This window comes from Buttiauxella sp. S19-1, assembly GCF_022134725.1.
Lineage (GTDB): Bacteria > Pseudomonadota > Gammaproteobacteria > Enterobacterales > Enterobacteriaceae > Buttiauxella > Buttiauxella ferragutiae.
The window spans coordinates 26,602-48,883 of record NZ_JAHWLU010000026.1 but is presented as its reverse complement, the minus strand read 5'-3'; the positions used below and the strand labels follow the sequence as shown (position 1 = coordinate 48,883).

At 50.4% G+C, this 22,282-nt stretch carries 21 protein-coding genes; 13 read left to right on the top strand and 8 right to left on the bottom strand.

Annotated features, from left to right (window positions below; all coding sequences use genetic code 11):
• Positions 1 to 273: 273 nt before the first annotated feature.
• Positions 274 to 558 carry a SemiSWEET transporter gene (locus tag MES37_RS08785; RefSeq protein WP_064546755.1) on the top strand — a complete coding sequence of 95 codons (285 nt, stop codon included), beginning with the start codon at positions 274 to 276 and terminating at the stop codon, positions 556 to 558.
• Positions 559 to 643: 85 nt separating this feature from the next.
• Here the strand turns inward: MES37_RS08785 and MES37_RS08780 are convergent, their stop codons facing one another.
• Genes MES37_RS08780 through MES37_RS08765 form a run of 4 tightly spaced genes read right to left on the bottom strand, consistent with a single transcriptional unit; the run spans position 644 to position 6,145 of the window.
• Positions 644 to 1,291, bottom strand: a complete 648-nt coding sequence (locus MES37_RS08780; RefSeq protein WP_064546753.1) for a hypothetical protein — start codon at positions 1,289 to 1,291, stop codon at positions 644 to 646.
• A gap of 8 nt (positions 1,292 to 1,299) precedes the next feature.
• Positions 1,300 to 3,450 (bottom strand): hydantoinase/oxoprolinase family protein, encoded by a 2,151-nt coding sequence (locus MES37_RS08775; protein WP_064546751.1) that lies wholly within the window; start codon positions 3,448 to 3,450, stop codon positions 1,300 to 1,302.
• Between the two features lie 43 nt (positions 3,451 to 3,493).
• Entirely contained in the window at positions 3,494 to 4,789 is a 1,296-nt protein-coding gene (locus MES37_RS08770) for a Na+/H+ antiporter NhaC family protein (protein ID WP_202914368.1), read from the bottom strand.
• A 9-nt stretch (positions 4,790 to 4,798) separates the two neighbouring features.
• The gene (locus tag MES37_RS08765) at positions 4,799 to 6,145 is read right to left on the bottom strand and encodes an FAD-dependent oxidoreductase (protein WP_064546748.1); all 1,347 of its coding nucleotides are present in this window, start codon (positions 6,143 to 6,145) and stop codon (positions 4,799 to 4,801) included.
• A gap of 276 nt (positions 6,146 to 6,421) precedes the next feature.
• Here MES37_RS08765 and MES37_RS08760 point away from each other — a divergent pair, with 276 nt between their 5' ends.
• The 3 genes from MES37_RS08760 to MES37_RS08750 all read left to right on the top strand — a co-directional run bounded on the left by MES37_RS08760 (position 6,422) and on the right by MES37_RS08750 (position 10,044).
• Complete coding sequence (locus MES37_RS08760; protein WP_121813480.1) at positions 6,422 to 7,342, top strand: ROK family protein; 921 nt, start codon at positions 6,422 to 6,424, stop codon at positions 7,340 to 7,342.
• 24 nt (positions 7,343 to 7,366) lie between these two features.
• Positions 7,367 to 8,347 carry a LacI family DNA-binding transcriptional regulator gene (locus tag MES37_RS08755; RefSeq protein WP_064546939.1) on the top strand — a complete coding sequence of 327 codons (981 nt, stop codon included), beginning with the start codon at positions 7,367 to 7,369 and terminating at the stop codon, positions 8,345 to 8,347.
• Positions 8,348 to 8,496: 149 nt separating this feature from the next.
• Positions 8,497 to 10,044 carry a hypothetical protein gene (locus MES37_RS08750; RefSeq protein WP_237931134.1) on the top strand — a complete coding sequence of 516 codons (1,548 nt, stop codon included), beginning with the start codon at positions 8,497 to 8,499 and terminating at the stop codon, positions 10,042 to 10,044.
• Between the two features lie 6 nt (positions 10,045 to 10,050).
• On the opposite strand, the gene nagA is transcribed toward MES37_RS08750, so the two are convergent.
• Genes nagA through MES37_RS08735 form a run of 3 tightly spaced genes read right to left on the bottom strand, consistent with a single transcriptional unit; the run spans position 10,051 to position 14,180 of the window.
• Positions 10,051 to 11,262 (bottom strand): N-acetylglucosamine-6-phosphate deacetylase, encoded by a 1,212-nt coding sequence (nagA, locus tag MES37_RS08745; RefSeq protein WP_064546743.1) that lies wholly within the window; start codon positions 11,260 to 11,262, stop codon positions 10,051 to 10,053.
• A gap of 3 nt (positions 11,263 to 11,265) precedes the next feature.
• Positions 11,266 to 12,615 (bottom strand): class-II fumarase/aspartase family protein, encoded by a 1,350-nt coding sequence (locus MES37_RS08740; protein WP_121813482.1) that lies wholly within the window; start codon positions 12,613 to 12,615, stop codon positions 11,266 to 11,268.
• A gap of 2 nt (positions 12,616 to 12,617) precedes the next feature.
• Entirely contained in the window at positions 12,618 to 14,180 is a 1,563-nt protein-coding gene (locus MES37_RS08735) for a PTS transporter subunit EIIC (protein ID WP_064546739.1), read from the bottom strand.
• A 287-nt stretch (positions 14,181 to 14,467) separates the two neighbouring features.
• Here MES37_RS08735 and MES37_RS08730 point away from each other — a divergent pair, with 287 nt between their 5' ends.
• The 9 genes from MES37_RS08730 to MES37_RS08690 all read left to right on the top strand — a co-directional run bounded on the left by MES37_RS08730 (position 14,468) and on the right by MES37_RS08690 (position 21,548).
• Positions 14,468 to 15,073 (top strand): CDP-alcohol phosphatidyltransferase family protein, encoded by a 606-nt coding sequence (locus MES37_RS08730; RefSeq protein WP_237931133.1) that lies wholly within the window; start codon positions 14,468 to 14,470, stop codon positions 15,071 to 15,073.
• Positions 15,070 to 15,987, top strand: a complete 918-nt coding sequence (locus MES37_RS08725) for a phosphatidate cytidylyltransferase (RefSeq protein WP_064546734.1) — start codon at positions 15,070 to 15,072, stop codon at positions 15,985 to 15,987. The genes MES37_RS08730 and MES37_RS08725 overlap by 4 nt, the downstream gene beginning before the upstream one ends.
• Positions 15,988 to 15,993: 6 nt before the next feature.
• On the top strand, positions 15,994 to 16,632 hold the full coding sequence (locus MES37_RS08720) for a lysophospholipid acyltransferase family protein (protein ID WP_064546732.1): 639 nt from the start codon (positions 15,994 to 15,996) through the stop codon (positions 16,630 to 16,632).
• The gene (locus MES37_RS08715; RefSeq protein WP_237931132.1) at positions 16,625 to 18,385 is read left to right on the top strand and encodes a bifunctional alpha/beta hydrolase/class I SAM-dependent methyltransferase; all 1,761 of its coding nucleotides are present in this window, start codon (positions 16,625 to 16,627) and stop codon (positions 18,383 to 18,385) included. Before MES37_RS08720 ends, MES37_RS08715 begins: the two co-directional genes overlap by 8 nt.
• On the top strand, positions 18,382 to 19,668 hold the full coding sequence (locus MES37_RS08710; protein WP_237931131.1) for a phosphatase PAP2/dual specificity phosphatase family protein: 1,287 nt from the start codon (positions 18,382 to 18,384) through the stop codon (positions 19,666 to 19,668). The genes MES37_RS08715 and MES37_RS08710 overlap by 4 nt, the downstream gene beginning before the upstream one ends.
• A complete protein-coding gene (locus MES37_RS08705) occupies positions 19,644 to 20,045 on the top strand; it encodes a hypothetical protein (RefSeq protein ID WP_064546728.1) in 402 nt (133 codons plus the stop codon). Before MES37_RS08710 ends, MES37_RS08705 begins: the two co-directional genes overlap by 25 nt.
• An 87-nt stretch (positions 20,046 to 20,132) precedes the next feature.
• Positions 20,133 to 20,456, top strand: a complete 324-nt coding sequence (locus MES37_RS08700; RefSeq protein ID WP_064546725.1) for an antibiotic biosynthesis monooxygenase family protein — start codon at positions 20,133 to 20,135, stop codon at positions 20,454 to 20,456.
• The gene (locus MES37_RS08695; RefSeq protein ID WP_121813487.1) at positions 20,449 to 20,841 is read left to right on the top strand and encodes an amino acid-binding protein; all 393 of its coding nucleotides are present in this window, start codon (positions 20,449 to 20,451) and stop codon (positions 20,839 to 20,841) included. Before MES37_RS08700 ends, MES37_RS08695 begins: the two co-directional genes overlap by 8 nt.
• Complete coding sequence (locus MES37_RS08690; protein ID WP_237931128.1) at positions 20,838 to 21,548, top strand: ArsR/SmtB family transcription factor; 711 nt, start codon at positions 20,838 to 20,840, stop codon at positions 21,546 to 21,548. The genes MES37_RS08695 and MES37_RS08690 overlap by 4 nt, the downstream gene beginning before the upstream one ends.
• Positions 21,549 to 21,612: 64 nt before the next feature.
• Here MES37_RS08690 and MES37_RS08685 read toward each other — a convergent pair whose 3' ends face one another.
• Entirely contained in the window at positions 21,613 to 21,984 is a 372-nt protein-coding gene (locus MES37_RS08685) for a hypothetical protein (protein WP_232885872.1), read from the bottom strand.
• Positions 21,985 to 22,282: the final 298 nt, after the last annotated feature.

Sequence of the window (22,282 nt, the reverse complement as noted above, 5' to 3'; positions counted from 1 at the left end):
AATTAGTAATTATTAAGCTGAATTGTCATTGTTAATAATGGAAATGAATTGATTAATCAGTATGTTATGACTTACCATGAACTCGAAATAATCACGGAATGGTAAGAGTTTTGTGAGAGGGCAGGTATTTTAAAAGATGGTGTCTGGAGAGATGTTTACCAGGTAAAATAATTGGTCCAATAACTGTGTTAAGACTCAATGCTATCTTTCAAGGAGCATGCCGAATCAACACTTTGATTGGCGTTAAGCTCTAGTTTTACGAGAATTTACTACATGAATACGATTGATATGGTGGGGTTTATCGGTGGTGCATGTACCACTGTTTCATTTATCCCTCAGGTAGTTTTGGTTCTGAAAAGTAAGTCGACAAAAGATATATCTTTAACAATGTACTCTATTTTTGTGTTTGGTATTTCTCTATGGCTAATGTACGGCATTATGTCTAATGCATTGCCAGTCATCATTCCAAACTTCATTACTTTTATCCTTGCGGGTTCAATTCTTGTCATGAAAATCAGAAATGATATTGTTACAGGAAAGAAGGCATTAAATAGTTAACCCCTGCATTCCGCAATAAAGGGCAGGGAGAACGGTTCTCCCTGCGCTCTAATCTCTCCTAATATTCCCCCACTTAGCATGTTTTTCACATCTGGCTTAGTTCCTGCCACGAATGGGCAAACAGTTCGTCTTTCTCCCGCTCAGTTTGTTTTCCGCTGTGCACCAGCCAAAGAAAATCGTAGTAGGTTGGGTAATGTTCAAGGCCGTTTAGCACCTGGCAGAAGCGATGCGCAGCAATTTCTGAAGTGGCGCACACCGTCGAATAACTGCGGAACGGACCGAGGGAGACATGACAGACTTTCTCAAGCGTTGCCCCAACAGGTTGATGCCGGTGGTGTTCCAGAAAATGGAAAAACTCGTGCGCCAGATGGATATCGATGATTTTACTGAGTGGTAGTTGCAACCCAGATTGTTCGCAGCTGCGTTGTAAACTTTCCAGCGAGGGTTGATACAACGTTACCCGCCGAATGGACTTCACTTCACTGTATTCAAACTGGGCACGGAACTGGACGGTGAAAAACAGGCCATCCCCCTGTTTAAGCTGAATGTCGATGCCATTTTCTGCATACAGATCACGGATGTTTTTTCCGTGAAACTCGCTGGCCGCTTGTTCCCCGGCAGCCAGCGCGTTGTCCAGATAATAGCGGTATTTCGCGGGCGGTATTTTGTTAAATACCGCATCATTACGAAGGTCCAGCCATGCAAGCACTCGATTGAGTTCAACAGGGGTCATGATTGCTCCTATTGCCAGGCCACGGCGATAACTGGCTGCTCTTGTTCCAGCACATCCAACTCCATCTCGATAATCGACAGCATCTGTTCTTTCGTTTGCATGCCAGTGAGATCAAGCATTTTCTCCTTCCAGAACAGGAAGGTTTTGGGGATGGTGGCATTTGCTTCGGAGTAGCGGGTATTATCATCAAGGAATTCTGCAAAGCTTGATGTCACTTCCTGGCGCGTGCACAGTAACCAGTTCGCATTCTCTTTTTTCAGCCGGACGACGCCTTCACGGTCAATCATACTCAGGCAGATTTTTTTCTTTTTCATCAGGCCAAAGAAACGCTTATGTTCACTGATGTTTTCAAAAAGATGCCAGCGCCCGGTCTGACAGGCCGGTTTGGTGGTTTCGACAGGCAGATTGATCGACTCAGCTGCAATTTGTTGCAACTGCTCAAGGGGTAGCGTTTCGTTGAGGCTCTCTTTCTGACGCAGTTCGGTCGCCCCAGTGGCAATCGCTCGCAGCACGTTTTTTTGTTTGTCTATCTCGATGTTGATATCAACAGTGGCTTCATTGGCTCCGGATTTAACAATGCGCTCCATTATTTCGGCGCGAATCTGTTTTATCTCGGCTTCTCCGGGGTTCACGACGCTTTTTTCGATCATTTCCCGCACCATCGCCATGCCCACACCAATGGTGGAAATGTAAGGCGCGTTGTTGGCATTTTTATGCTTCATGGCTGCTTTTTCAGCCATGGCTGGCACCAGCACACAACCGCTGCCACCGCCGCCCACCAGCGTAATGAAGTGCCGCTCCAGCTTGTATTCGTTGATCATTTCGTTGACCACCACCATCACTTTATCGATGGCGATATCCAGTGCCTGACGCGCAGCGTCTTCTGCCGAAACACCGAGATGGTCACCCAGCAACTGCCAGGCGATACGGGCGCTATTAATGTTCCCCGCTGCGTAGTCATCTGCCGGAACATAGCCGAGCAAGTTTGCCGCACCAGCCACTGTCAATGCGTAACGTTTGCCTTCGGCACCGTTCACTACGGCATAAGTTTGCGGGTCGCCTGGGCGCGGGCTAATAAAGGTGAGCTGCGGATTTTCACCAAATGCGGATTCAGCAATAAAGCATTCATATTCACAGCCGGCGATGTGTGCGCTGCGTGGGCCAGTCATGGTGATTTTGCCGTTTTCGACCATCATCATACTGCCGCCCGCAACCGCCAGAGTACGCACGTCGAGTGAACGCAAGTAGGTGCGATGACCACCGACCTGGGCATTTTGGATCATCACTTTGCCGTTTTTAATAACCGAGATATCGACGCTGGTTCCACCGACTTCAAAGAATATGCCGTCAGAGACTTTTTCGTACATCAGCGCTCCGGCAACCCCGGCAGCCAGGCCAGACAACATGGTGAGGATGGGGCGTTTTCGCACCTCGTCAATACTCATCACACCACCGTCACAGCGCATGATCATCAGCTGCGAGGTAATGCCAGCCTCGATAATTGCCTGTTCGGTCATGTTGGCGGTTTCCAGCATCCGTGGGATCAGGCTGGCATTGACGACGGCAGTGCGGGTACGGGTTTTCAGACCGTACAGCTGGGTAATTTCGTGGCCACCCGTGGCACAAAGCCCCATTTCCGCCGCCACGGCCATCACCCGTAATTCGTTGGTCGGGTCATCAACACTGTAGGCTTCTGAGGCAACAATAACTTCCGCGCCTTGCTCACGCAGCGTTTCAATCGCTGCACGGATGTTGTCATCGCTGAGCTGACGGGTGTCGATATAGGTATTAAAAGTGTGCAGAAACTTACCGTCGGCCAGTGGGATATCGAGGATGTTGGCTTCTTTTTTGGCACTTTTTCCTTCAAGCCCGCTCCCCATGGCGACAATGCCCACTTTCGCGACGTCGCCTTCCAACAGGGCGTTGGTAGCCTGAGTGGTACCGTGGGCGATAAAACTGACTTCCTGTGGCGAAATCCCGTTCTCTGCCAGCACCTCATGAATAATGGTAATAATGCCGTGCGCGACCCCATTAGGATGGTGGTGTGTCGTGGGGATTTTCTTTTTCGCGATCAAGGTAAAGTTGTCGTTATCGATAACTGCAGCGTCGGTAAACGTGCCACCCACATCAATACCAATGCGATATTTTTTGTCCGTCATAACCATTCCTTAAAATCACTCCGGCCAGGGCCGGAGCAGGGTATTAAAAGGCGATATAACCCGCCATCAACATGGAGACCAGCACGGCAGCCATGGCCCACGGCAAGGTCTTACGCATTATTTCGTTTACGTCGACCTTCGCGAAATCAGATGACCAGACGTTATGGGTGTTTGTCGGATCGGAAAGCCCTTGCAGCAGGGTCGCCGAGCGTAACGCCAGCATGGTTGCCAGAGGTGAAAGGCCACCGCCAAGCATCAACACGCCTAAACCGCTGCCCAGACCGTAGCTATTGAGCGGGCCTCGGTACAACGCCAGCGGGCTGAGGATCGAGAAGAACAGAATGTAAGTCAGTGGTGAGGTTGGAATAATCGTTTCAATCAATGGTTTTAAGACCATGCTGACCTGAGGCGCGGTGACCGCGTTCAGTAGAATACCGATGCCAACCATCAGACCAATGGCACCCGCCACGTTCTGAATACCTTCGACCAGGCTGCTGACAAGCACATGCGTCGGGCGTTTTGGCATGGCAAGCAGCAGACATATCACCAGGCTCAGAACGATGGCCGGGACCACTTCAATTTTGAATGCAAAGATAATCACCACCGGCACCAGCGGGGAGAGCAACGCCAGGGCATTCACTTGTTTGCGCTTACTGAGTTTTTCGGCAACTGGCATGGACCACGCTTTGCGGACGATCACATCGCGTTTCACCATCCATACCACCATCGCGATATAGATAATGGCTGCTGGAATGGCAAACATAGTTGCGTAGCGGGCCATATCGGCAATCGAAATGCCATACAGATCGTGCATCAGGGCCCAACCACTGACAGAGAACAGGCTACCTAAAGCATGGCAGGCTAACAGGACAATACAGCTGGTGAGCGGTGAAAGCCCGGCGGTGAGCAGAATCGGGATCACAATACTGCCGACCAGGATAACCATTCCTAATCCATCGCTGGAAGAGAAAATCACCGTGCCAATAATGAAAAAGACAATGGCCATCGTCAGTGGTTTATCACCGGAAAGTTCTGCGGCTTTGCGAACTAATGCCTCAGTCACGCCGACTTTTTTCAGGACTTCGCCAAACCATGCGCCAAATATCAAAGCGATAATGGTCGCGCCCAGACGCAAAGAACCCTGGGTCAGCACGTTATTCGCGATGCTAAACGTGGTTTTATCTTCACTAAACAACGGGACGCCTGCAACCAGCGGCATCAGGATCCCCATCAGCGGTAATGCCAAAATCGCCGGCATTTTGCGGGTCATCATCAACCCGGAGAAAACCACAAAAATGGCAAGGATCGCGCCGATCCTTAAAATGTGTAACATGTCCATGTGTTGTCCTCAGAAGTCGAGATAACCCTGTTGCTGACGAATGGCATCCTGTAACTGTTTTGCAGATACCTGATGTACGCTTAACCCTTGTTGTGCTGCCAGTGCTGCTGCGATTCCCCCTGCCTGGCCAATTGCGCCTACGGTTGGAGTGGTGCGGATTGCGGCCTGCGCTTCAAAGGTGGCAGAGATACAGCGCCCGACGACAATGAGGTTGTCGGCTTCCTGGGCTATCAAGCTGCGCCATGGAATGCCGTACATACCGCCGTGGCGTAACTTGCCATGTTCGGTTCCTTCTCCATCAGGGCTATGAATATCAATCGGATAGCCAGAGATGGCGATGGTGTCTTCGAATTGTGTTTCGTCGAGCAGATCCTGGGCGGTGAGGTGATAGCAGCCTTTGATTTGGCAGGAGCTGCGCACGCCAACGGACGGGCCGGTTTGCACAACAATAGCCTGTTCGAATCCTGGAACGACGCGTTTCATGAATTTTTCCAGCTCCCGACATTGCTGGCGGCCAACCACTTCAGCCTGGCTCAGACTCCACGGGTCGGTGGCGTCATGGCCGAGAATACGGCTGGTGTTGAAGACAAATTCACCGGGATTGTTGGTTTCAAAAATCAGTACATCTTCACGCGGAATGGTGATTTCACCGGCAGCTTTCGCCGCTGCAAACTCTTTCACAAAACCATGGCAGGCAAGGTGAGTGGCGGTGCGTATATCTTCGGCTTGATAGTCATTGTTAAGAGAAGATATGTTCTCCAGCATATAGGTGCGCAGCTTTTCGCGATCGACGTTGATCATCTTCATGGTCATGGTCATCGGCTGTGATTTGCCGTCAGACTCGCGGCCTTTCACCACCGGTACACCGGTTTTTACCGCCAGCATGGCATCGCCGCTGGCATCAATGAAGATAGCGGCAGCAATTTTCATCAAGCCGGATTTAGTGCATACGGTGATGCTATCGAGATGATTTCCCTCGCGTGTGACATCGGCAAGCAAGGCGTGATAAAGCACGGTACCACCAGCCTCCAGCAACATGAGTTCCAGTTCATGTTTCATCGCTTCAGCATCGAACGGGGTATAAGTGGTGGTGAAATGCCCAGGGTCACGGACATGACCAGGGGATTTGTCCTGAGCTTTTAAACGCTCTATCAGCTCATCGGTAATACCGCGAATAACCTGTTTCTCACCTGCGTGAAAAGTCATCATCGGATTAACACCGTTGGTGGTCAGAGAACCACCAAGACAAGCCGTCGCCTCAACGATGAGTGTTTTTGCCCCGGCTCTGGCGGCGGCAATCGCCGCAATGCTTCCTGAGAAGCCACCGCCTACGATGACGACATCAAAATGTTCCATTCTTTATCCTTTTAGTAAACAAGATGTACTGACGGCAATCCTGGTCCTTTACGCGCAACTTGTATACTCTCGCATCGACCTATTGTGAAGGGTGTCGATATTTTTAATAAACAGGCAATGGATTTTGTGATCGCGAAATCATTATTCTTTTAAATGCTGTTACCAGCCCATTTTTAACGGGCTTCTGTCTGATTTGTGAGATGTGACATTGTGTATAGTAAACAAATTAAGTAGGCTGCATTCAGGATAACCAGAGTGGAAATGAGGTTAAGAACGATGAGGCTGGGACTGGATATTGGTGGGACGAAAATTGAAGCCGTGGTACTGAACACGCAGGGTGAGGTGATGTATCGCGAACGCTGCGCCACCGCAAAAGAGAGTTATCAGGACTTTTTCTTAAACGTCGTTAAGGTGATTGAAACGGCCAGTGCCGCAGTTCAAAGCCGTTTGTCGATTGGTCTTGGTATTCCGGGTGCCGTAGACGGCGAGGGTTTGATCAAAAACTCTAATATTCTGGTGCTGAACCAGCAACCTTTTGCACGGGATCTCGAGCAGCATCTGGCGATGCCGGTGGCAGTCACTAATGATGCCAACTGTTTTACGCTTTCCGAGGCGATGGACGGCAGTGGAAAAGGTTATCGCGTGGTGTTCGGCGTAATACTTGGCACCGGTTGCGGTGGCGGGTTGTGTATTGATAACCATCTTATTTCTGGGCCAAATGCCTGCGCCGGTGAATGGGGCCATAACGCTTTGCCTCGCTACGATCCCCGACAGGATGGCGAAGCGATAAAATGTTATTGTGGCCAACTGAACTGCATTGAGAGTTTTATTTCCGGTAGTGGTCTGGAAAGACAGTACACCCAACGATTCACTCATCATGAGAGTGTTCCGGCTATCGTTAAACGATTAGAATCTGCGGACGCTGGTGTGCGGGCGCTATGGGATCAGTATTGTAATCAACTGGCGCGCTCGCTGGCGGGAGTGGTGAATACGCTTGATCCGGATGTCATTGTTTTAGGTGGTGGGGTTTCAAATATCGAGTATTTGTATCCCGACCTTCAACAGCGAGTGGCAGAGTATGTGTTCGGTAAACAGTGCAATACCCCAATAGTGCGGGCTCAACACGGCGACAGCAGTGGTGTTCGAGGTGCGGCATGGTTGGGTGCGCAAATCTCAGTGCCAAAAGTCATGGCATAGCGAAGATCAATGAAAGAGAGCGAAATGACAAAACCTGTAAGGATACGCGACATTGCCCAGGCCTGCGGCGTGTCTCTCGGGGCCGTATCCCGCGCCTTGAAAGGGCAGCCGGGGCTACGTGAGGAAACACGGTTGCGCATTATTTCTGCTGCCCAGCAGCAGGGATACGATTTTTCCCGTTTGCGCAGCGACAAAATCAAGCGTGTTCTTTTCTTGTTGCACCGACAACACAACATCAGCCGCGCATTGCCATTTTATTCGCAGCTGCTGTTGGGAATTGAAGATCTGTGCCGCGATCAGGGTATTGCATTGAGTTTTCTCTCCATCGGACCTGGTGATGCAGTGAGTGAACAGGCGATGCTGCATCAGCCAGATGCTCTAATCTGTGCGGGTTTTTTCGAACCTGAATTGCTGGGGCTACTCCAGCAAATGAAACTACCGATGGTGCTGGTTGATTTATGGGCGCCAGGTTTACCCTGTGTTAACCCGGATAACACACAGGGCGGATATCTGGCGACCCGTCATTTGATTGAACAGGGGCGTAAAGGCATCGCTTTTCTCGCCAGCACACTGTCGCATTACAGTATTCGCCAGCGTGAAAAAGGCTACCGACAGGCATTGTATGAAGCGCGTTTACTGATGCCGCCAGAATACGAAGCGATCGCTTCACCTTCTCTGGATACCGAACAAGCGCTGGTGGATGCCGTAAACGATTTGCTCGATTTACCCGAACCTCCCGATGCCATTTTTGCTTATAACGATGCGGCAGCACTTGTGGTGCTACAGGTTTGCGCGCAACGAGGCTTGCGGGTCCCGCAGGATGTCGCACTGGTAGGCTTTGATGATATCGATTCTGCGGCCTGGTCGAACCCACCTTTGACGACTATCGCGGTAGACAAACAACAACTAGGGCGCGAGGCGCTGGCGCTGTTGTTAGAAGACACTCAGGAAGAAAATAAGCTATTGCCGGTGAGTTTAATTAAACGTAGTAGTTCCGGGGGGTAAAACCGCCTCTGGCAGTAGCGAAACCAGGACCAGACGCTGTGGAAACCGTGACATAACGGCGTTGGTCACGGTTTTGATTTCGTGGCTAATGTACGATGGCAAGATGATGAAAACATAGCGTCGTGCGGCGTTGCCTGTCAGAGTTTTTAATGAACAATTTTGATTTGTCCTTTCTGAAATTCCTTCAGGAACACAGCCCGGTTTATGTAGAGGATGCCGTCCAGCATTTTGGTAAAACGCTCTCTACACTGAAACGCACGATGAAAGAAATCAACGATCAGCTTGATCCCGCTTTTCATCTGCATATTGAAAATCAATCGATTTTCACCGCGATGGGCTATCGTGAGTACGTGTCATTTCTCGAAAATATTCACTTCAACCGATATCTCACCAGCCCGGAAGAGCGGGTGCGTGATTTAACCGTGGCACTGTGTTTGCAGAACATCGTCAATAAAAGTGATTACTACCAGAAATTCCACGTAAGCCCAGGCACCCTGAAAAATGATAATCAGGCGCTGGCGATGTTTCTCCAGGCTAATAAACTTGCAGTACAAAGTGTTCACCGGCAAGGTTCCCGGCTGCAAGGGGATGAGATCTCACTGCGTATCGCCATTTGTCTCACCATTCTTAAAACCATTGAGATTGGTGAAGATAACCACCTGGTTCAACATTCCGCCAACGAACCCATTAACCGCTCAATCGCCTGTCAGTTTTTGCAGCATTGCGAGAAGGAAATCCGTGAAGCTGCGGACATTTACCGTCAACGAATCGCGCCACGCCTGACCTTGGGCTATAACGGCAAAAAATACTTTCTGGTGTATATGAGCATTGCCTTACAGTGCACCGGCCGTGGCCATGTGATTACCGACACCCATGCACTGGATTTTGTCACGGCGATGGATTTCGGCCTGCTGGTACCGCCTGCTGAAAACCGTTTTCTCAATTTGTTGCTCTCTTCGTTGTCGTTCACCTGGCGGCCATTCACCCTCTATGATGTACCGCTTATCGACAAGGTACGGCGCTTTAGCCTGGCGATTGCACCTTTTCTTCAGGCGACGGTTAATAACCAGCAAGCCTGGTTCGGTGAGGTCTATCAGTTTATTTATACCGCCATCGTGCAGAATAAATTCAATCTGTGGTTTGACGATAAGAAACTGCACCATGTTCGCGATCGCTATCCGGCGCTGTATCAGGGTGTCTGTGTGGAAGTTCGGGAAATTGAGCAAGAGTGGGCGGTGAATTTTTCACCGGTGCATATTGCGACGCTGGTGCTGATCCTCAAAAAGTACGAGTTGCAGAATCGCCTGCATGATGAGGCGAAAAAGAGGGTGGTGATCGTCACCAACTCATCAGAAAGTAAAGTCGGCTATTTTAAAGAAGTGCTGAAGTCATGGTTTCATATCGACATTGTTGCAAGCGTGAACATTAACGAAATACATCAGTTGCAGGCTATCCCTTTCGATTTGCTGTTAACCTTCACCAATAAGATCTCCAGTTATCTGCGTTATTATCAGTTCGATTACGTCAAAGTGAGTTTCCATCTGACACAAGAAGATATCTCCACGTTGCGTCAGATGGGGCTTTCACGGGCGAAGAAAAAAATCGCCATTGAGACTTTTATTGAAGAGAGCAGGAACCTGGCGGATAGCGAGCTACGGCAGTATCTTGAAACTCGCTATCCTGAAATTTTTATCTGACCTTTATCAGCGAACGGGTAACGGTTGACGGACTCCGCGACACCATACATCAGTCAGATTTAATTCATGGTCAAGGCAGAGAATATCTGCGTCTTTCCCCACCGCCAGGCTGCCTTTCCGCGATGCCACTCCTGCAAGTACAGCGGGGTTGTGACAGGCAATTTGTGCCACAGATTCCAGGCCTTTTTCCAGTCGTCCGACAATATTCTTCACCGAATCGAGGAAATTCATTTCCAGCCCGGACACTACTGGCCAGTCATCCGGTGAGACACGTTGGCACTCGCCATTCTGCGCGGTGATTTCCAGTTGCCCCTGGCGAATGCGAAACGTTTGCTGGCGCAGGTAGTGATGAAATTCATAACCTTCCGGAAAATCGGCATAGCCCATGCAATCACTCATTAACACCAGCCGTCGATCCCCTTTCAGGCGATAGAGAATGTCAAAAGCCTGGGGTTTAATGGTGATGCCACTTTGTTTCGCCACTTCTGCATACACATCCGGGTAATACATCAGCGCACCCACGACGCCCAATTCGCGGTGATGAAAACCGCGCATCGCGCTGAATGCATGGGTAAAGTGCATCAGACCGGCGTCGATGGCCTCGGTTATCTGGTCAAACGTGGCATCGGTATGTCCGGCAGAAACCGTAATCCCTTTACTGTGTAAATGACGGATAAAGGGTAGGGAGCCTTCCAGTTCCGGTGCCAGCGTAACCAGCCGGATGTGTCCTTTTGCCAGCGCATTAAATTGCTCGAAACCTTCAATAGACGGGGACTGCAGGCAATCAGCCCGCTGCATCCCCAGATGTTTCGGGCTAATCCATGGCCCTTCCATATGTACACCGAGGACTTCCGCCCCGTCCGCTGGCGTTGCTGCTTCCAGATAATTTGCAGCGGCGGCGACGGATGATTTCAGAAAGTCGTCCGGCATGGTGCCGGATGTCGCCAGATAAGCAGTGACACCGCTACTGACTAAATCACGGCTCATGTTGACCAACGAAGCATGGTCGCCTTTATAAGCGAAAGACCCGCGCCCCCAGCCATGCACATGGATATCGACAAATCCGGGCATCAGGTAACGGCTACCATAATCAGTGGCCGCGCCGGACCAGCACTCCTCAATGCCAATGATCGTGCCGTTTTCAATCAGCAAGTATCCAGCACGAATGCCGTCTGCTGTCACAATATTCGCTGATTTCAGAGCCGTGACGTCACGCATGGTTCACTCCTTTCTGGCAAAAACGGTGTTAGCCAGTTCTTCTGCCAACACGGCGCAAAGCCCGGTATAGGCGGCCGGATCAAGTAAATCGCGGATTTCATCATCACTGAAGTTGTCGCGGATCTCCGGCTCGTTACGCAGCACACTGGCGTAATCCAGCCCTTCATGGGTGCTGCGCATCGCCATTGAGTACACCAGTTCATGCGCCGGATCTTTCCCTAACCGTTCGACCAGACTCATCATGATTTTTTCACTGTTGATAAGACCGTGCGTCAGCATCACGTTTTGCTGCATACGGGATTTATCGATGATCAGTGTTCGGGTCAGCTCTTCAGCGCGCAGCACGATTTCAGCCATCAATTCCATGCTTTCTTGCAGGTTGGCATCAAAGATGAAATAGGCAGAACTGTCGGCCTCAAACGGGCGCGGGCAGACGTACAACGACGATGTCATCACCGCGTACAATCGCTGGGCATTGGCTATGATTCCCTTCGCCAGTTTCGGGTTCACTTTTTGCGGCATGGTGCTGCTACCGACCGTGCCTTTGGCAAACGCCTCAGATACTTCACCAAATTCCTCGCTGGAGGTCTGATAAACCTCCTCGGCAATTTTGTGGAAGGTGGTCGCCAGCAGGCATAAATTGCTGATGTACTCGGCACGATAAACCCGTGCATTACGGGATGGCACGCGCATTGGGTACATATTCAATGCTTGTGCGACCAGATCCTGTACCTGCCGCCCAGGTTCTCCGGTGGCGTGGAACGCGCCTACTGCGCCGCCCATCATCACGGTAAAGACTCGTTTTTCCGCTTCCTGCATCCGTTCAACGGCACCCAGAAGCTCGTAAATCCACACCGACACTTTATAACCGTAGGTAATGGGCAGGGCATGTTTACCGTGGGTACGGCCCGCCATCAGGGTGTCTTTATGTTGCAGGGCCAGTCTCGCCAGGTTCTCAAGCGTGGCATCGACAAAGCTCATTAGTTGCTGGTGGAATTGCTTCACCAGATAGAGATGCGCGGTTTGCTGGATGTTTTGTGTTGTCACCCCGTAATGCACATATTTGCCGCTTTCTTCGTCGCAGGCTTTAACCAACACTTTAATCACTGGCACAAACCCGTGGCCTATCTCCCGCAACAGGCGTTCAACTTCTGCCAGATCGATACGGTCAAGCTGGCAGTTTTCGGCGATATTTTTTGCCGCAGCAGCAGGAATAATGCCGACTTTAGCCTGTGCCGTCGCCAGCGCTGCTTCCACATCAAGCCAGGACTGAACCCGCGCTTCGTGGGTGAACAAGGCTTTCATTCCTTTGTCATCAATGGTTTTACTTTTTGAATCATAAAGTGCGCGCATGGTTATCTCTCCTGTTTGGCCATGGCATCGTCCACCGCGTTGCGAACGAACTCAACGTGGGGGCCAAATACAACATGAATATGGTTACTGGACGGAATAAAGGTTCCCAACGAGCCTGCTTCTTTCAGAATCGCCATATCCAGTTTCTTTTGATCGGCAAGGTCGATACGCAAGCGTGAAACACAGTTCTCAACGCGTTTAATATTACTTTTGCCGCCGAGGCCTTCCACTACCAGCGCCGCGACTTTGTCATACTCTTTATTGTTCAAGAGGGTACTGTCGCCCATGTCACTTTCGCGACCCGGCGTTTTAATGTCGAACTTGCGGATGGCGAAACGGAAGACAAAGTAGAACACCACAAAGTTCACGATGCCGAGGATAACGAGATTGAGCCACTGAGTGTGTTCATACATCAGCCCAAAGATGCCAAAGTCAAAAATAGTGCCACGAATATAGCCGACGGAAACATCCAGTATCTGTAGTGGGATTGTCAGCAGGCCACACAAGATGGCGTAAACAATAAACAGCTTAGGCGCAATAAACAGGAACGAGAATTCCAGTGGTTCGGTGACATTGCCAAGTACAGCGGTTAATACCACAGTCAGGATCATACCTTTGGCGAACTTTCTGTTTTTCACGTAGGCCATGTGGTACATCGCCAGACCAATAGCCGGAACACGGAATAACGTGGTCAGCATTTGTGACGACGCCAGATAGCTGGTCAGGGTTGGCATATATTCTTTCCATGCCGGATGATTCGGGCCTAACTCAAAAAGAATTTTGTTCATTGCCGGTAAAATACCGACATAAGTTTGCCCATCAATTAAGTAAGTGCCACCCGCCGCAGTAAAACGAACCGTAGAACTTAAAACATGGTGTAAGCCGAAGGGGATTAATAGACGGTTGAGTGTCATATAGATCCCGGCACCAATATTTGGCGCCATCAGAACAGTCGAAAGGCTGTTCATTCCGGCGGTAAACAGATCCCAGATAAAGGGAATAAGCAGGCCGACGGGAATAGTAAAAGCAATAGATAAAATGGCGACGGATTTTTTACCGCTGAAAAAGGCAAAAGCCAGCGGTAACTGCAAACGGTAATATTTGTCGGTCACTTTTGCTGCCAGTAAGCCAGCGATGATGCCGCCCAGCGCCTCAATCTTCAGCGTCTGGATCCCCAACACCATGCCTTGCCCAACCAGCGATAAATCTCCTTTCGCCAGTTGTCCGGCCAGTTTTAAGTGCACGTGCATCGAAATTAACAGTGTTAGATAGGCCACCACGGAGGCAAATACGGCGATGCCTTTTTCTTTTTTCGACATTCCATAAGCGACCCCCATCGCAAAGAGTAAGGGGATATTCTGGAATACCACACTGCTGATTAAACCCAGCGATGAGAGCAGATCTTTAAAAATGGCGTTACCTAAAAAAGGTAACTTTTCAATCATATAATTCTGGCCCAGCGCGCTACAAATGCCCATAACCATGCCGACAGGTGCCAGCACAGCAATAGGTAATAGCAACGACCGTCCGAACGTTTGTATTTCATTCTTAAAATTGGCGTTCATAGACCCGTCCTGAAGTGTTGTCTCCGGGATATAAGACACGCTATCGGCATGAGTGAGCAAGGCCAAAAACTGGGCTGCCTCAGGCGCAGGATTTGCCCCTAAAATAGGTGGGTAGAAACCCACTTAAAGTTAGATGTGCTAGTCTGTATCCGCCGGTGGGAAACCGGTAACAATTATCCCTTTCGCAATCGAAATTCTGATTATTGTTTCGGTCGCTGAAAAATATCACTCCTGGTGCGGTTAATTAATGCACTATAAAGGAAATCGACAAACTATCAGGGAATATGATGACGCTTTATCAGATAAAGCCTGCCTTCCAGGCACTGTTACGCCCGCTGATGTTCTGGCTGCATAAACACCACGTTACGGCCAACCACGTGACTCTCGCTGCCATGGCACTCTCCTTTATTACCGGCGCGGTACTGATTATTTTCCCTGATCCCCGCTTGTTCGTTCTCCTGCCCATCGTCTTGTTTATCCGGATGGCGCTCAATGCCCTGGACGGCATGCTGGCACGCGAATGCCATCAACAATCCCGGCTCGGAGCTATCCTCAATGAGACGGGAGATGTGCTCTCCGACATTGCGCTTTATCTGCCTTTTATGCTGCTACCCGAAAGCAATATGTTGCTGGTGCTGGTGATGTTGTTCTGTGCGCTAATGACCGAATTTTGTGGTGTTCTGGCACAAACGATTAACGGCTTGCGCAGTTATGCCGGGCCACTGGGGAAAAGCGACAGGGCATTGCTGTTTGGTGCGTGGGGGCTGGCGCTGGCAATCTGGCCGCAGTGGGTGCAATGGAATAACGTCGTGTGGGGGCTGGCAACCGTATTGCTGTTGTGGACGGTCGTTAACCGTTGTCGGAGTGCATTGCGTGATAAGGCGGCGAAATGATGTTGCTGGAAAAATCCCTCGCGGTAATTTTTGCACTTCTGCTGGTCGCATCGGTAGTGAATGGCCTGCTGGTGTGGCTACGTCCCGCTAAAGACTGGCGGGAACTGACGCTGCGGATCCGCACATGGTGGGTGATCATCGTGCTGTTTTCGCTGGCGATGTTAAGCCCGAACTGGCTGGCGCTGACTTTCTTTGCGCTGGTCAGCTTTATGGCGCTAAAAGAGTTTCTGACGCTGGTGCCTTCGCGCCATTCCGACCGAATGCCTTTGCTGTGGTTGTTTATTGCCATTCCTCTTAACTACTGGCTGATTGGCATCGGTTGGTACGGCATGTTTGTGGTGTTTATACCGGTGTATGTGTTTTTATTTTTACCGGCGCGGATGGTGATTGCGGGCGACACTCAGGGGTTCTTGCGTACCGCATCCCAGCTCCACTGGAGCCTGATGACCACCGTGTTTGCTTTCAGCCATGTCGCCTTTTTACTGGTGCTACCCGCCGATGGCCAACAGACTGGCGCTCTGCTGGTGCTGTTCCTGGTCGGCCTGACGGAGTTCAACGATATCGCGCAATACTTGTGGGGCAAATCGCTTGGGCGCATCAAGGTGACGCCGAAGGTCAGCCCGAATAAAACGCTGGCTGGGCTAGTGGGGGGCGTTGCGACAACGGCTCTGCTGGCAATGTTGCTCGGACCACTACTTACGCCACTGAGCTGGCCAATGGCGCTATTGGCAGGGGTGATTATCGGGGTTACCGGGTTCTGCGGTGATGTCGTGATGTCCGCCATCAAACGGGATATCGGCGTTAAAGACAGCGGCACGTTGTTACCTGGCCACGGCGGCATTCTTGACCGGCTGGATTCACTGATCTTCACCGCTCCTGTCTTCTTCCATTTCATTCGCTACTTTTGTTACTAACTTATGATGACACGAATGCTTCGCGCGCTTTTTACCTTGTGCATAGTCTGGCCGGTTATCTGGTTATGGCTGGGTCTGCGAGTCAAACATCGCGAACGGTTGCCGAAAAGCGGCCCGGCGATTGTGGTGGCAAATCACAACAGCCATATGGATGTTTTTGCGCTGCTGTCACTCTTTCCGTTACGCGAACAGGCGAAAGTGCATCCGGTGGCCGCTGCCGACTATTTTCTGCGTGATAAACGGATGGCGTGGTTTGCGCTGAATATTCTCAACATTATTCCCATTTCTCGTGAGGGTGGAGCAGCAAACCCGCTGGCGCAGTGCGAACAGGCGCTACGTGATGGCAAGACGTTGATCCTCTTTCCGGAAGGTACGCGTGGCGAGCCGGGAAAACTGGCACCGTTGAAATCCGGACTGTGGCATTTGAGTCAAAGCATGCCTGAAGTGCCAATTATTCCAGTCTGGCTACGCGGCACGGAGCAGGTGATGGCGAAAGGTAACCGTATTCCATTGCCATTGTTTATCGATGTCACTATTGGTGAAACGTTACGCTTTCATCCCGAGAAAAAAGTGTTTATGGACGACCTGAAGCAGCAATTGCTGATGCTTCAGCAACAAACCACAGGAAATCACCCTCATGAGTAATATCCGCACGCCTGACGAGCGGCAGTTTCTGACCAGCGATCGCACTGAGTTGTTTTATCGCCACTGGCCTGCTGTGTCGGCGGGTGCCACACCCAAGGTGATTGTCCTGTTTCACCGCGGGCATGAGCATTCCGGGCGTCTGCAACATATTGTCGATGAGCTGTCGATGCCGGATACCGCGTTTTATGCCTGGGATGCCCGTGGCCATGGCCGATCACCAGGGCAACGCGGCTTTAGCCCGTCGCTGGCCCGCTCGGTGCAGGATGTTGAAGAGTTCGTCCGTTTCGCCGCCGCAGATAGCCAGGCCGCAATGGAAGATGTGGTCGTGGTTGCACAAAGCGTGGGTGCGGTGATGGCAGCTACCTGGGCTCATGATTACGCACCACCTATTCGTGGGCTGGTACTGGCATCACCCGCGTTTAAGGTCAAATTGTATGTCCCATTTGCCCGTCAGGGGCTGGCATTGATGCACCGTCTGCGCGGTCTGTTTTTCGTCAACTCTTATGTCAAAGGCAAGTATCTGACGCACGATCCACAGCGTGTGGCGAGTTTCAATCAGGACCCATTAATTACCCGACCCATTGCAGTAAACATCCTGCTCGATCTCTACAAAACCGCGGAACGGATTGTCAGCGACGCCAGCGCCATTACCTTACCTACGCAGATGTTGGTCTCCGGGGAAGATTTCGTTGTCCACCGTCAGCCACAGATCGATTTTTACCAGCGTCTGCGCAACCCACTCAAAGAACTTCATGTGTTGCCTGGCTTCTATCACGATACGCTGGGGGAACAAGACAGGCATCTGGCGTTCGACAAGATGCGCGAGTTTATTGACACGCTTTATGCTATGCCGCCACAGCATTTTGACTACAGTCATGAAGACCGCTGGAGTCCGGGAGCGGACAGCTGGAGAACCTTAAGCGGTGGGCCGGAACCCTACTCGATTGAGGATATAGCGTATCGCGGTTTGCGCTATGGCATGAAGACGCTGGGGACACAGTCAACAGGTGTACGCCTGGGATTTGAAACCGGGTTTGATTCCGGCAGCACGCTGGATTATGTCTATCGAAATCAGCCGCAGGGCAGCAGCGCATTGGGGCGGATGATCGACAAAAACTACCTCAATAGCGTCGGCTGGAAGGGCATCCGCCAGCGGAAAATCCATCTGCAAACGCTGATTCAGCAGGCGGTCACGCAGCTGGTTGAGCAGGGCAAAACGGTACGAGTCGTTGATGTTGCCGCCGGGCACGGGCGCTACGTGCTCGATGCGCTGGAAGGCAAAGAGGCGGTGAGCAACATTTTGCTGCGCGACTACAGCGAGTTAAACGTAGCGAAAGGACAGGAGATGATTGCCTCGCGTGGAATGGCAGAGTATGCACGTTTTGAACGTGGCGACGCTTTCAACCGCGAAGAACTGGCCGCGCTTGAGCCACGTCCGACGCTGGGAATTGTCTCTGGCCTGTATGAACTGTTTCCGGAAAACACCCTGGTGCGTAACTCGCTTGCCGGGCTGGCAGACGCGATAGAGCCGGGTGGCATTCTGATTTACACCGGGCAACCCTGGCATCCGCAGCTCAAAACTATCGCCTGGTCACTCACCAGCCATAAAGATGGTAAACAGTGGGTGATGCGCGTTCGTAGCCAGGGCGAAATGGATGCGCTGGTACGGGAGGCGGGCTTCGATAAATGCAGCCAGTTGATTGATGAATGGGGCATTTTCACCGTGTCTATGGCAGTGCGCCGCGCATCATGACAAACCGACGTTCGCTATACTTGCAGGGTTTGGGTTGGCTGATTCTGCTTGCGCCCTTTTTCTTTTTAACCTACGGGCAGGTTAATCAGTTTACCGCCGGACGTGCGAACATTGGCAGCCTGGTGTTTAGCTGGGAGCGGCACATTCCGTTTGTGCCACTGACAATCCTCCCGTACTGGAGCCTGGATCTGCTGTACGGTTTGTCACTGTTTATCTGCACCTCGCTGAATGAACAGCGACGGCTGGTCTGCCGACTCGTGCTGGCATCAGTCATTGCCTGCCTGGGTTTTTTGCTATTTCCTTTACAGTTTACGTTTACCAGACCGGAGATAACCGGCCTGGCCGGTTGGTTATTTGGGCAACTCGAGCAGTTCGACCTGCCGTACAACCAGTCGCCATCGTTACATATTATTCTGTGCTGGCTGCTGTGGCGGCATTTCCATCGCCACCTGACGGGGGTCTGGCAGCAACTGAATAGCGCATGGTTCTTGCTGATTGCCGTTTCTGTTTTGACCACCTGGCAGCATCACTTTATTGATGTGCTAACCGGCCTTGGCGTCGGAATGGTGATCGACTGGTTGATCCCGGAACAGGGGAAATGGAGCTGGCGAATGGCTGACGGGAAACGCAAAACGCTGGCCGTTCGTTATCTGTGCGGCGCAATAATCTGCCTGGCGGGAACCTGGCTGACCACCTGGCTGTGGTGGCCAACGCTGGCACTGGCGATTGTGGCGCTGGCCTACGGGATACTTGGCGTTGAAGCGCTTCAAAAAGATGGGAAAGGGCGGCTGACACCTGCGGCCTGGTGGCTGTTGCTACCCTGGCGAGTCGGGATGTTGCTCTCTATGCGCCTCTATACCCGCCATCTACCGGCGTTCAGTCCGGTTACTGATGGGGTGTTTTTAGGGACATATCCGCTGACAACTCCCGCACAAAAAGCCGTATTGGATCTAACCAGCGAGTTTCCCCGTTCCCGTGCCTTGCAGGGCGTTGTGTATCAATGCGTGCCCATGCTGGACCTGGTTAAACCCGATGAAGTAACACTGGCGCTGGCAGTAGATAAACTGGAACGATTACGCCATGAGCAAGGTAGCGTACTGATTCATTGTGCGTTGGGGTTGTCGCGCAGTGCGCTGGTCGCTGCTGCCTGGTTGTTACAGCGCTACCCTGAGCTGGCTTCAGAAGATGCCGTTGAGCAAGTGCGTAGGGCGCGACCGCAGGTAGTCTTCACCTCTGAACATATGGAGTTGCTGGAAAGATGGAAGATAAAAGTGACATCGTAACAAATAACCACGCACTGCAATCGCTCTTGGTACAACAAACCCTGAATAGTTGGCGTTTCTTCCTGTTGTTTTCCGCTCCGCCGATGGTGTGGGTGATCTTTGCTGCACCGGTGGATTTGCTCCGCGTCTTGATCACGTTGTTGTGCGGCATAGTGTGGTTTGGCTGCTGGCGTCTTTGGCTGGACGCACGCTATTTCAGGTTGATAAATGAAGAGAATAATCATCAAGCTGGAGAGGCGCTTTGTGTTATCTGGCAGCGTGACAGATTGAAGACGCTTTCGCTTAGCGAGCGCCAGCAGGGCGCATTGAAACAGTGCCGACGCACAATGTTTTTCACTGGTGCCCTATGGGTCGTGTGGCTGGTGGCGTTACTCTAAGCGATGACAAATCCATATTTCGCCCACCATCGAAGCATCAGTTGATTAACTCTTTATAGTTGGTTCGTCCACGTTAAGGAGATCAACATGATTGCGGTACTTTTTGAAGCCAATGCTATACCCGAACAACAGAATAGATACCTGGAGCTTGCGGCTGAACTCAGACCGGAGCTTGATAACATAAAGGGTTTTATTTCCATTGAGCGTTTTCAAAGCCTGAATACAGATGGGAAAATTCTCTCGTTATCATGGTGGGAAAATGAAGAGGCGGTACTTGAGTGGAAGAAGAACATGAAACACATGGCGGCTCAATTTGAAGGGCAGCAATCTATTTTTTCATTTTATAGAATCACCGTCGTTCAAGTGCTACGGGATTATTCATCTGAAAAAGAGGAATACCACCATGTATGATATTCATGTCATTCTCAGTAATACCCCTGGAGAACTTGCATTACTGGGAACTGCACTTGGTCAAAATGGTGTGGGCCTTGAGGGAGGAGGGGTATTCAGTGCTGGGAATAAAAGCCATGCTCATTTTCTGGTAGAAGACGGTGAACTTGCTCGCAAGGTGCTTACCGATATTGGCCTGCACGTCGAAAGTGTCAGTCAGCCGCTTATTCGTAAACTCAAACAAGAACGGCCTGGCGAGTTGGGGGAAATTGCCAATATACTTGCGCGGAATAATATAAATATCAGCGTACAATATAGTGACCACAGTAATCGGTTGATTCTGCTGACCGACAATAATGAAATGGCAGCCGCAGCCACCATGAAATGGGATGTATCCGCTGTATGAAGCCCAACGCTTTCAAAGCAGATATTGATGACTCTGATTTATTAGAAAAGTCGATGTCTGAAATTGCTTCTGCTATCGCTGACCCTTCTCGGGTCAGCATTCTGTGTGCTTTGATGGATGGGCGGGCATGGACGGCAACAGAGCTAAGTTCGGTAGCTAATATTGCAGCATCAACGGCAAGCGCTCATCTGGCAAAACTTCTTAATAGCCAATTAATTACGTGTCTGTCTCAAGGGCGCCATCGGTACTACAGACTAGCAGGAGTTGATATAGCGACACTGCTTGAAACCCTGATGGGAGTATCAATGAAGACGCAGAAAGGTTGCGTCATCAAAACCCCTGTGCATTTGCGCAAAGCCCGTACCTGTTATGATCATTTGGCCGGTGAAGTTGCTGTTGCCATGTATGAATTTATGGATAAAGAAGGCTGGTTTTTACCTGAAGGAGGCGCGTTATCACCCATTGGTATGGCTAAATTTCAGGAAATTGGTGTTGAAATTATCCCGCACACAAAACGAAAAAGCGTTTGTACTTGCCTGGACTGGAGCGAACGCCGTTTTCATCTTGGGGGGAGTTCTGGTGCGGCTTTGTTGGTGACGTTTGACCAAAAGGGGTGGATAGCCAGGACAGCGGGTTACAGAGAAGTGACTTTCACCGATGCCGGGATAAAAGCTCTCGGACGTTTATTCAGGCTCAGCTTAAAATAATAAACTCATCGCATCAGTAGATGAGTTTATTATTAATAATAGAAAATATAATCAACCAGAGTTATTAACCGAGCAACTCATCTAACGAATCAGATAGATTACAGCTGGAACCCAGTTTGGTATCCGTAACATCGGTTAAATAAAACGTATATGCACCTTTATCGTCATTTTTCACATGACCAACAAAAGTAAAATAAAGAGGTTTATCTTTATTTTCCTTGAAGGTTTGATATGCGGCCTCGACGTTCTTCTTATTGACATCGTCTGTTTCAACGATCTTCATTTTTAATGACGGTCTATCACAACGAACAAAAACAATATCGTCACGATCTTGTACCAGCATGCCAGAGAATATGTCATTGCCAGCACTAGATTCTGCGTGAGCATTAACCATTGAAACTAAAGATAAAAATATCCCACTCAATAATTTTTTCATAACAATATCGATACCAGGGTCCATGGAAAGAAAATTTATGTTAATAACATAATCCCACAATTAAAATAGCATAAAAAAGCCATATCTGAGAATGGGGATATATACATAACCTGCTATTAATTCCAGAATAATGATAACTGTGCGTTGTTCGTTCAGGGCGTGCTACGATGACGAAAATCCACGCAAGAAAATCGAACAAAATTTAATCTATACTTTATAGAAGATCCTTGCAGCTGTTAAATCCCTGATGCCTGACACCCCATCCTGAGAGAACGTTTCTGATCTGATTGAACAACTG

What these genes read in the sequence shown, in the direction of transcription:
- MES37_RS08695 (WP_121813487.1), top strand. Translation starts at nt 20,449, where the DNA reads ATGTATGATATTCATGTCATTCTCAGTAATACCCCTGGAGAACTTGCA.
- MES37_RS08780 (WP_064546753.1), bottom strand. Translation starts at nt 1,291, where the DNA reads ATGACCCCTGTTGAACTCAATCGAGTGCTTGCATGGCTGGACCTTCGT.
- MES37_RS08755 (WP_064546939.1), top strand. Translation starts at nt 7,367, where the DNA reads ATGACAAAACCTGTAAGGATACGCGACATTGCCCAGGCCTGCGGCGTG.
- MES37_RS08720 (WP_064546732.1), top strand. Translation starts at nt 15,994, where the DNA reads ATGACACGAATGCTTCGCGCGCTTTTTACCTTGTGCATAGTCTGGCCG.
- MES37_RS08730 (WP_237931133.1), top strand. Translation starts at nt 14,468, where the DNA reads ATGACGCTTTATCAGATAAAGCCTGCCTTCCAGGCACTGTTACGCCCG.
- MES37_RS08740 (WP_121813482.1), bottom strand. Translation starts at nt 12,615, where the DNA reads ATGCGCGCACTTTATGATTCAAAAAGTAAAACCATTGATGACAAAGGA.
- MES37_RS08775 (WP_064546751.1), bottom strand. Translation starts at nt 3,450, where the DNA reads ATGACGGACAAAAAATATCGCATTGGTATTGATGTGGGTGGCACGTTT.
- MES37_RS08715 (WP_237931132.1), top strand. Translation starts at nt 16,625, where the DNA reads ATGAGTAATATCCGCACGCCTGACGAGCGGCAGTTTCTGACCAGCGAT.
- MES37_RS08785 (WP_064546755.1), top strand. Translation starts at nt 274, where the DNA reads ATGAATACGATTGATATGGTGGGGTTTATCGGTGGTGCATGTACCACT.
- nagA (WP_064546743.1), bottom strand. Translation starts at nt 11,262, where the DNA reads ATGCGTGACGTCACGGCTCTGAAATCAGCGAATATTGTGACAGCAGAC.
- MES37_RS08710 (WP_237931131.1), top strand. Translation starts at nt 18,382, where the DNA reads ATGACAAACCGACGTTCGCTATACTTGCAGGGTTTGGGTTGGCTGATT.
- MES37_RS08765 (WP_064546748.1), bottom strand. Translation starts at nt 6,145, where the DNA reads ATGGAACATTTTGATGTCGTCATCGTAGGCGGTGGCTTCTCAGGAAGC.
- MES37_RS08685 (WP_232885872.1), bottom strand. Translation starts at nt 21,984, where the DNA reads ATGAAAAAATTATTGAGTGGGATATTTTTATCTTTAGTTTCAATGGTT.
- MES37_RS08750 (WP_237931134.1), top strand. Translation starts at nt 8,497, where the DNA reads ATGAACAATTTTGATTTGTCCTTTCTGAAATTCCTTCAGGAACACAGC.
- MES37_RS08770 (WP_202914368.1), bottom strand. Translation starts at nt 4,789, where the DNA reads ATGGACATGTTACACATTTTAAGGATCGGCGCGATCCTTGCCATTTTT.
- MES37_RS08760 (WP_121813480.1), top strand. Translation starts at nt 6,422, where the DNA reads ATGAGGCTGGGACTGGATATTGGTGGGACGAAAATTGAAGCCGTGGTA.
- MES37_RS08735 (WP_064546739.1), bottom strand. Translation starts at nt 14,180, where the DNA reads ATGAACGCCAATTTTAAGAATGAAATACAAACGTTCGGACGGTCGTTG.
- MES37_RS08700 (WP_064546725.1), top strand. Translation starts at nt 20,133, where the DNA reads ATGATTGCGGTACTTTTTGAAGCCAATGCTATACCCGAACAACAGAAT.
- MES37_RS08725 (WP_064546734.1), top strand. Translation starts at nt 15,070, where the DNA reads ATGATGTTGCTGGAAAAATCCCTCGCGGTAATTTTTGCACTTCTGCTG.
- MES37_RS08690 (WP_237931128.1), top strand. Translation starts at nt 20,838, where the DNA reads ATGAAGCCCAACGCTTTCAAAGCAGATATTGATGACTCTGATTTATTA.
- MES37_RS08705 (WP_064546728.1), top strand. Translation starts at nt 19,644, where the DNA reads ATGGAAGATAAAAGTGACATCGTAACAAATAACCACGCACTGCAATCG.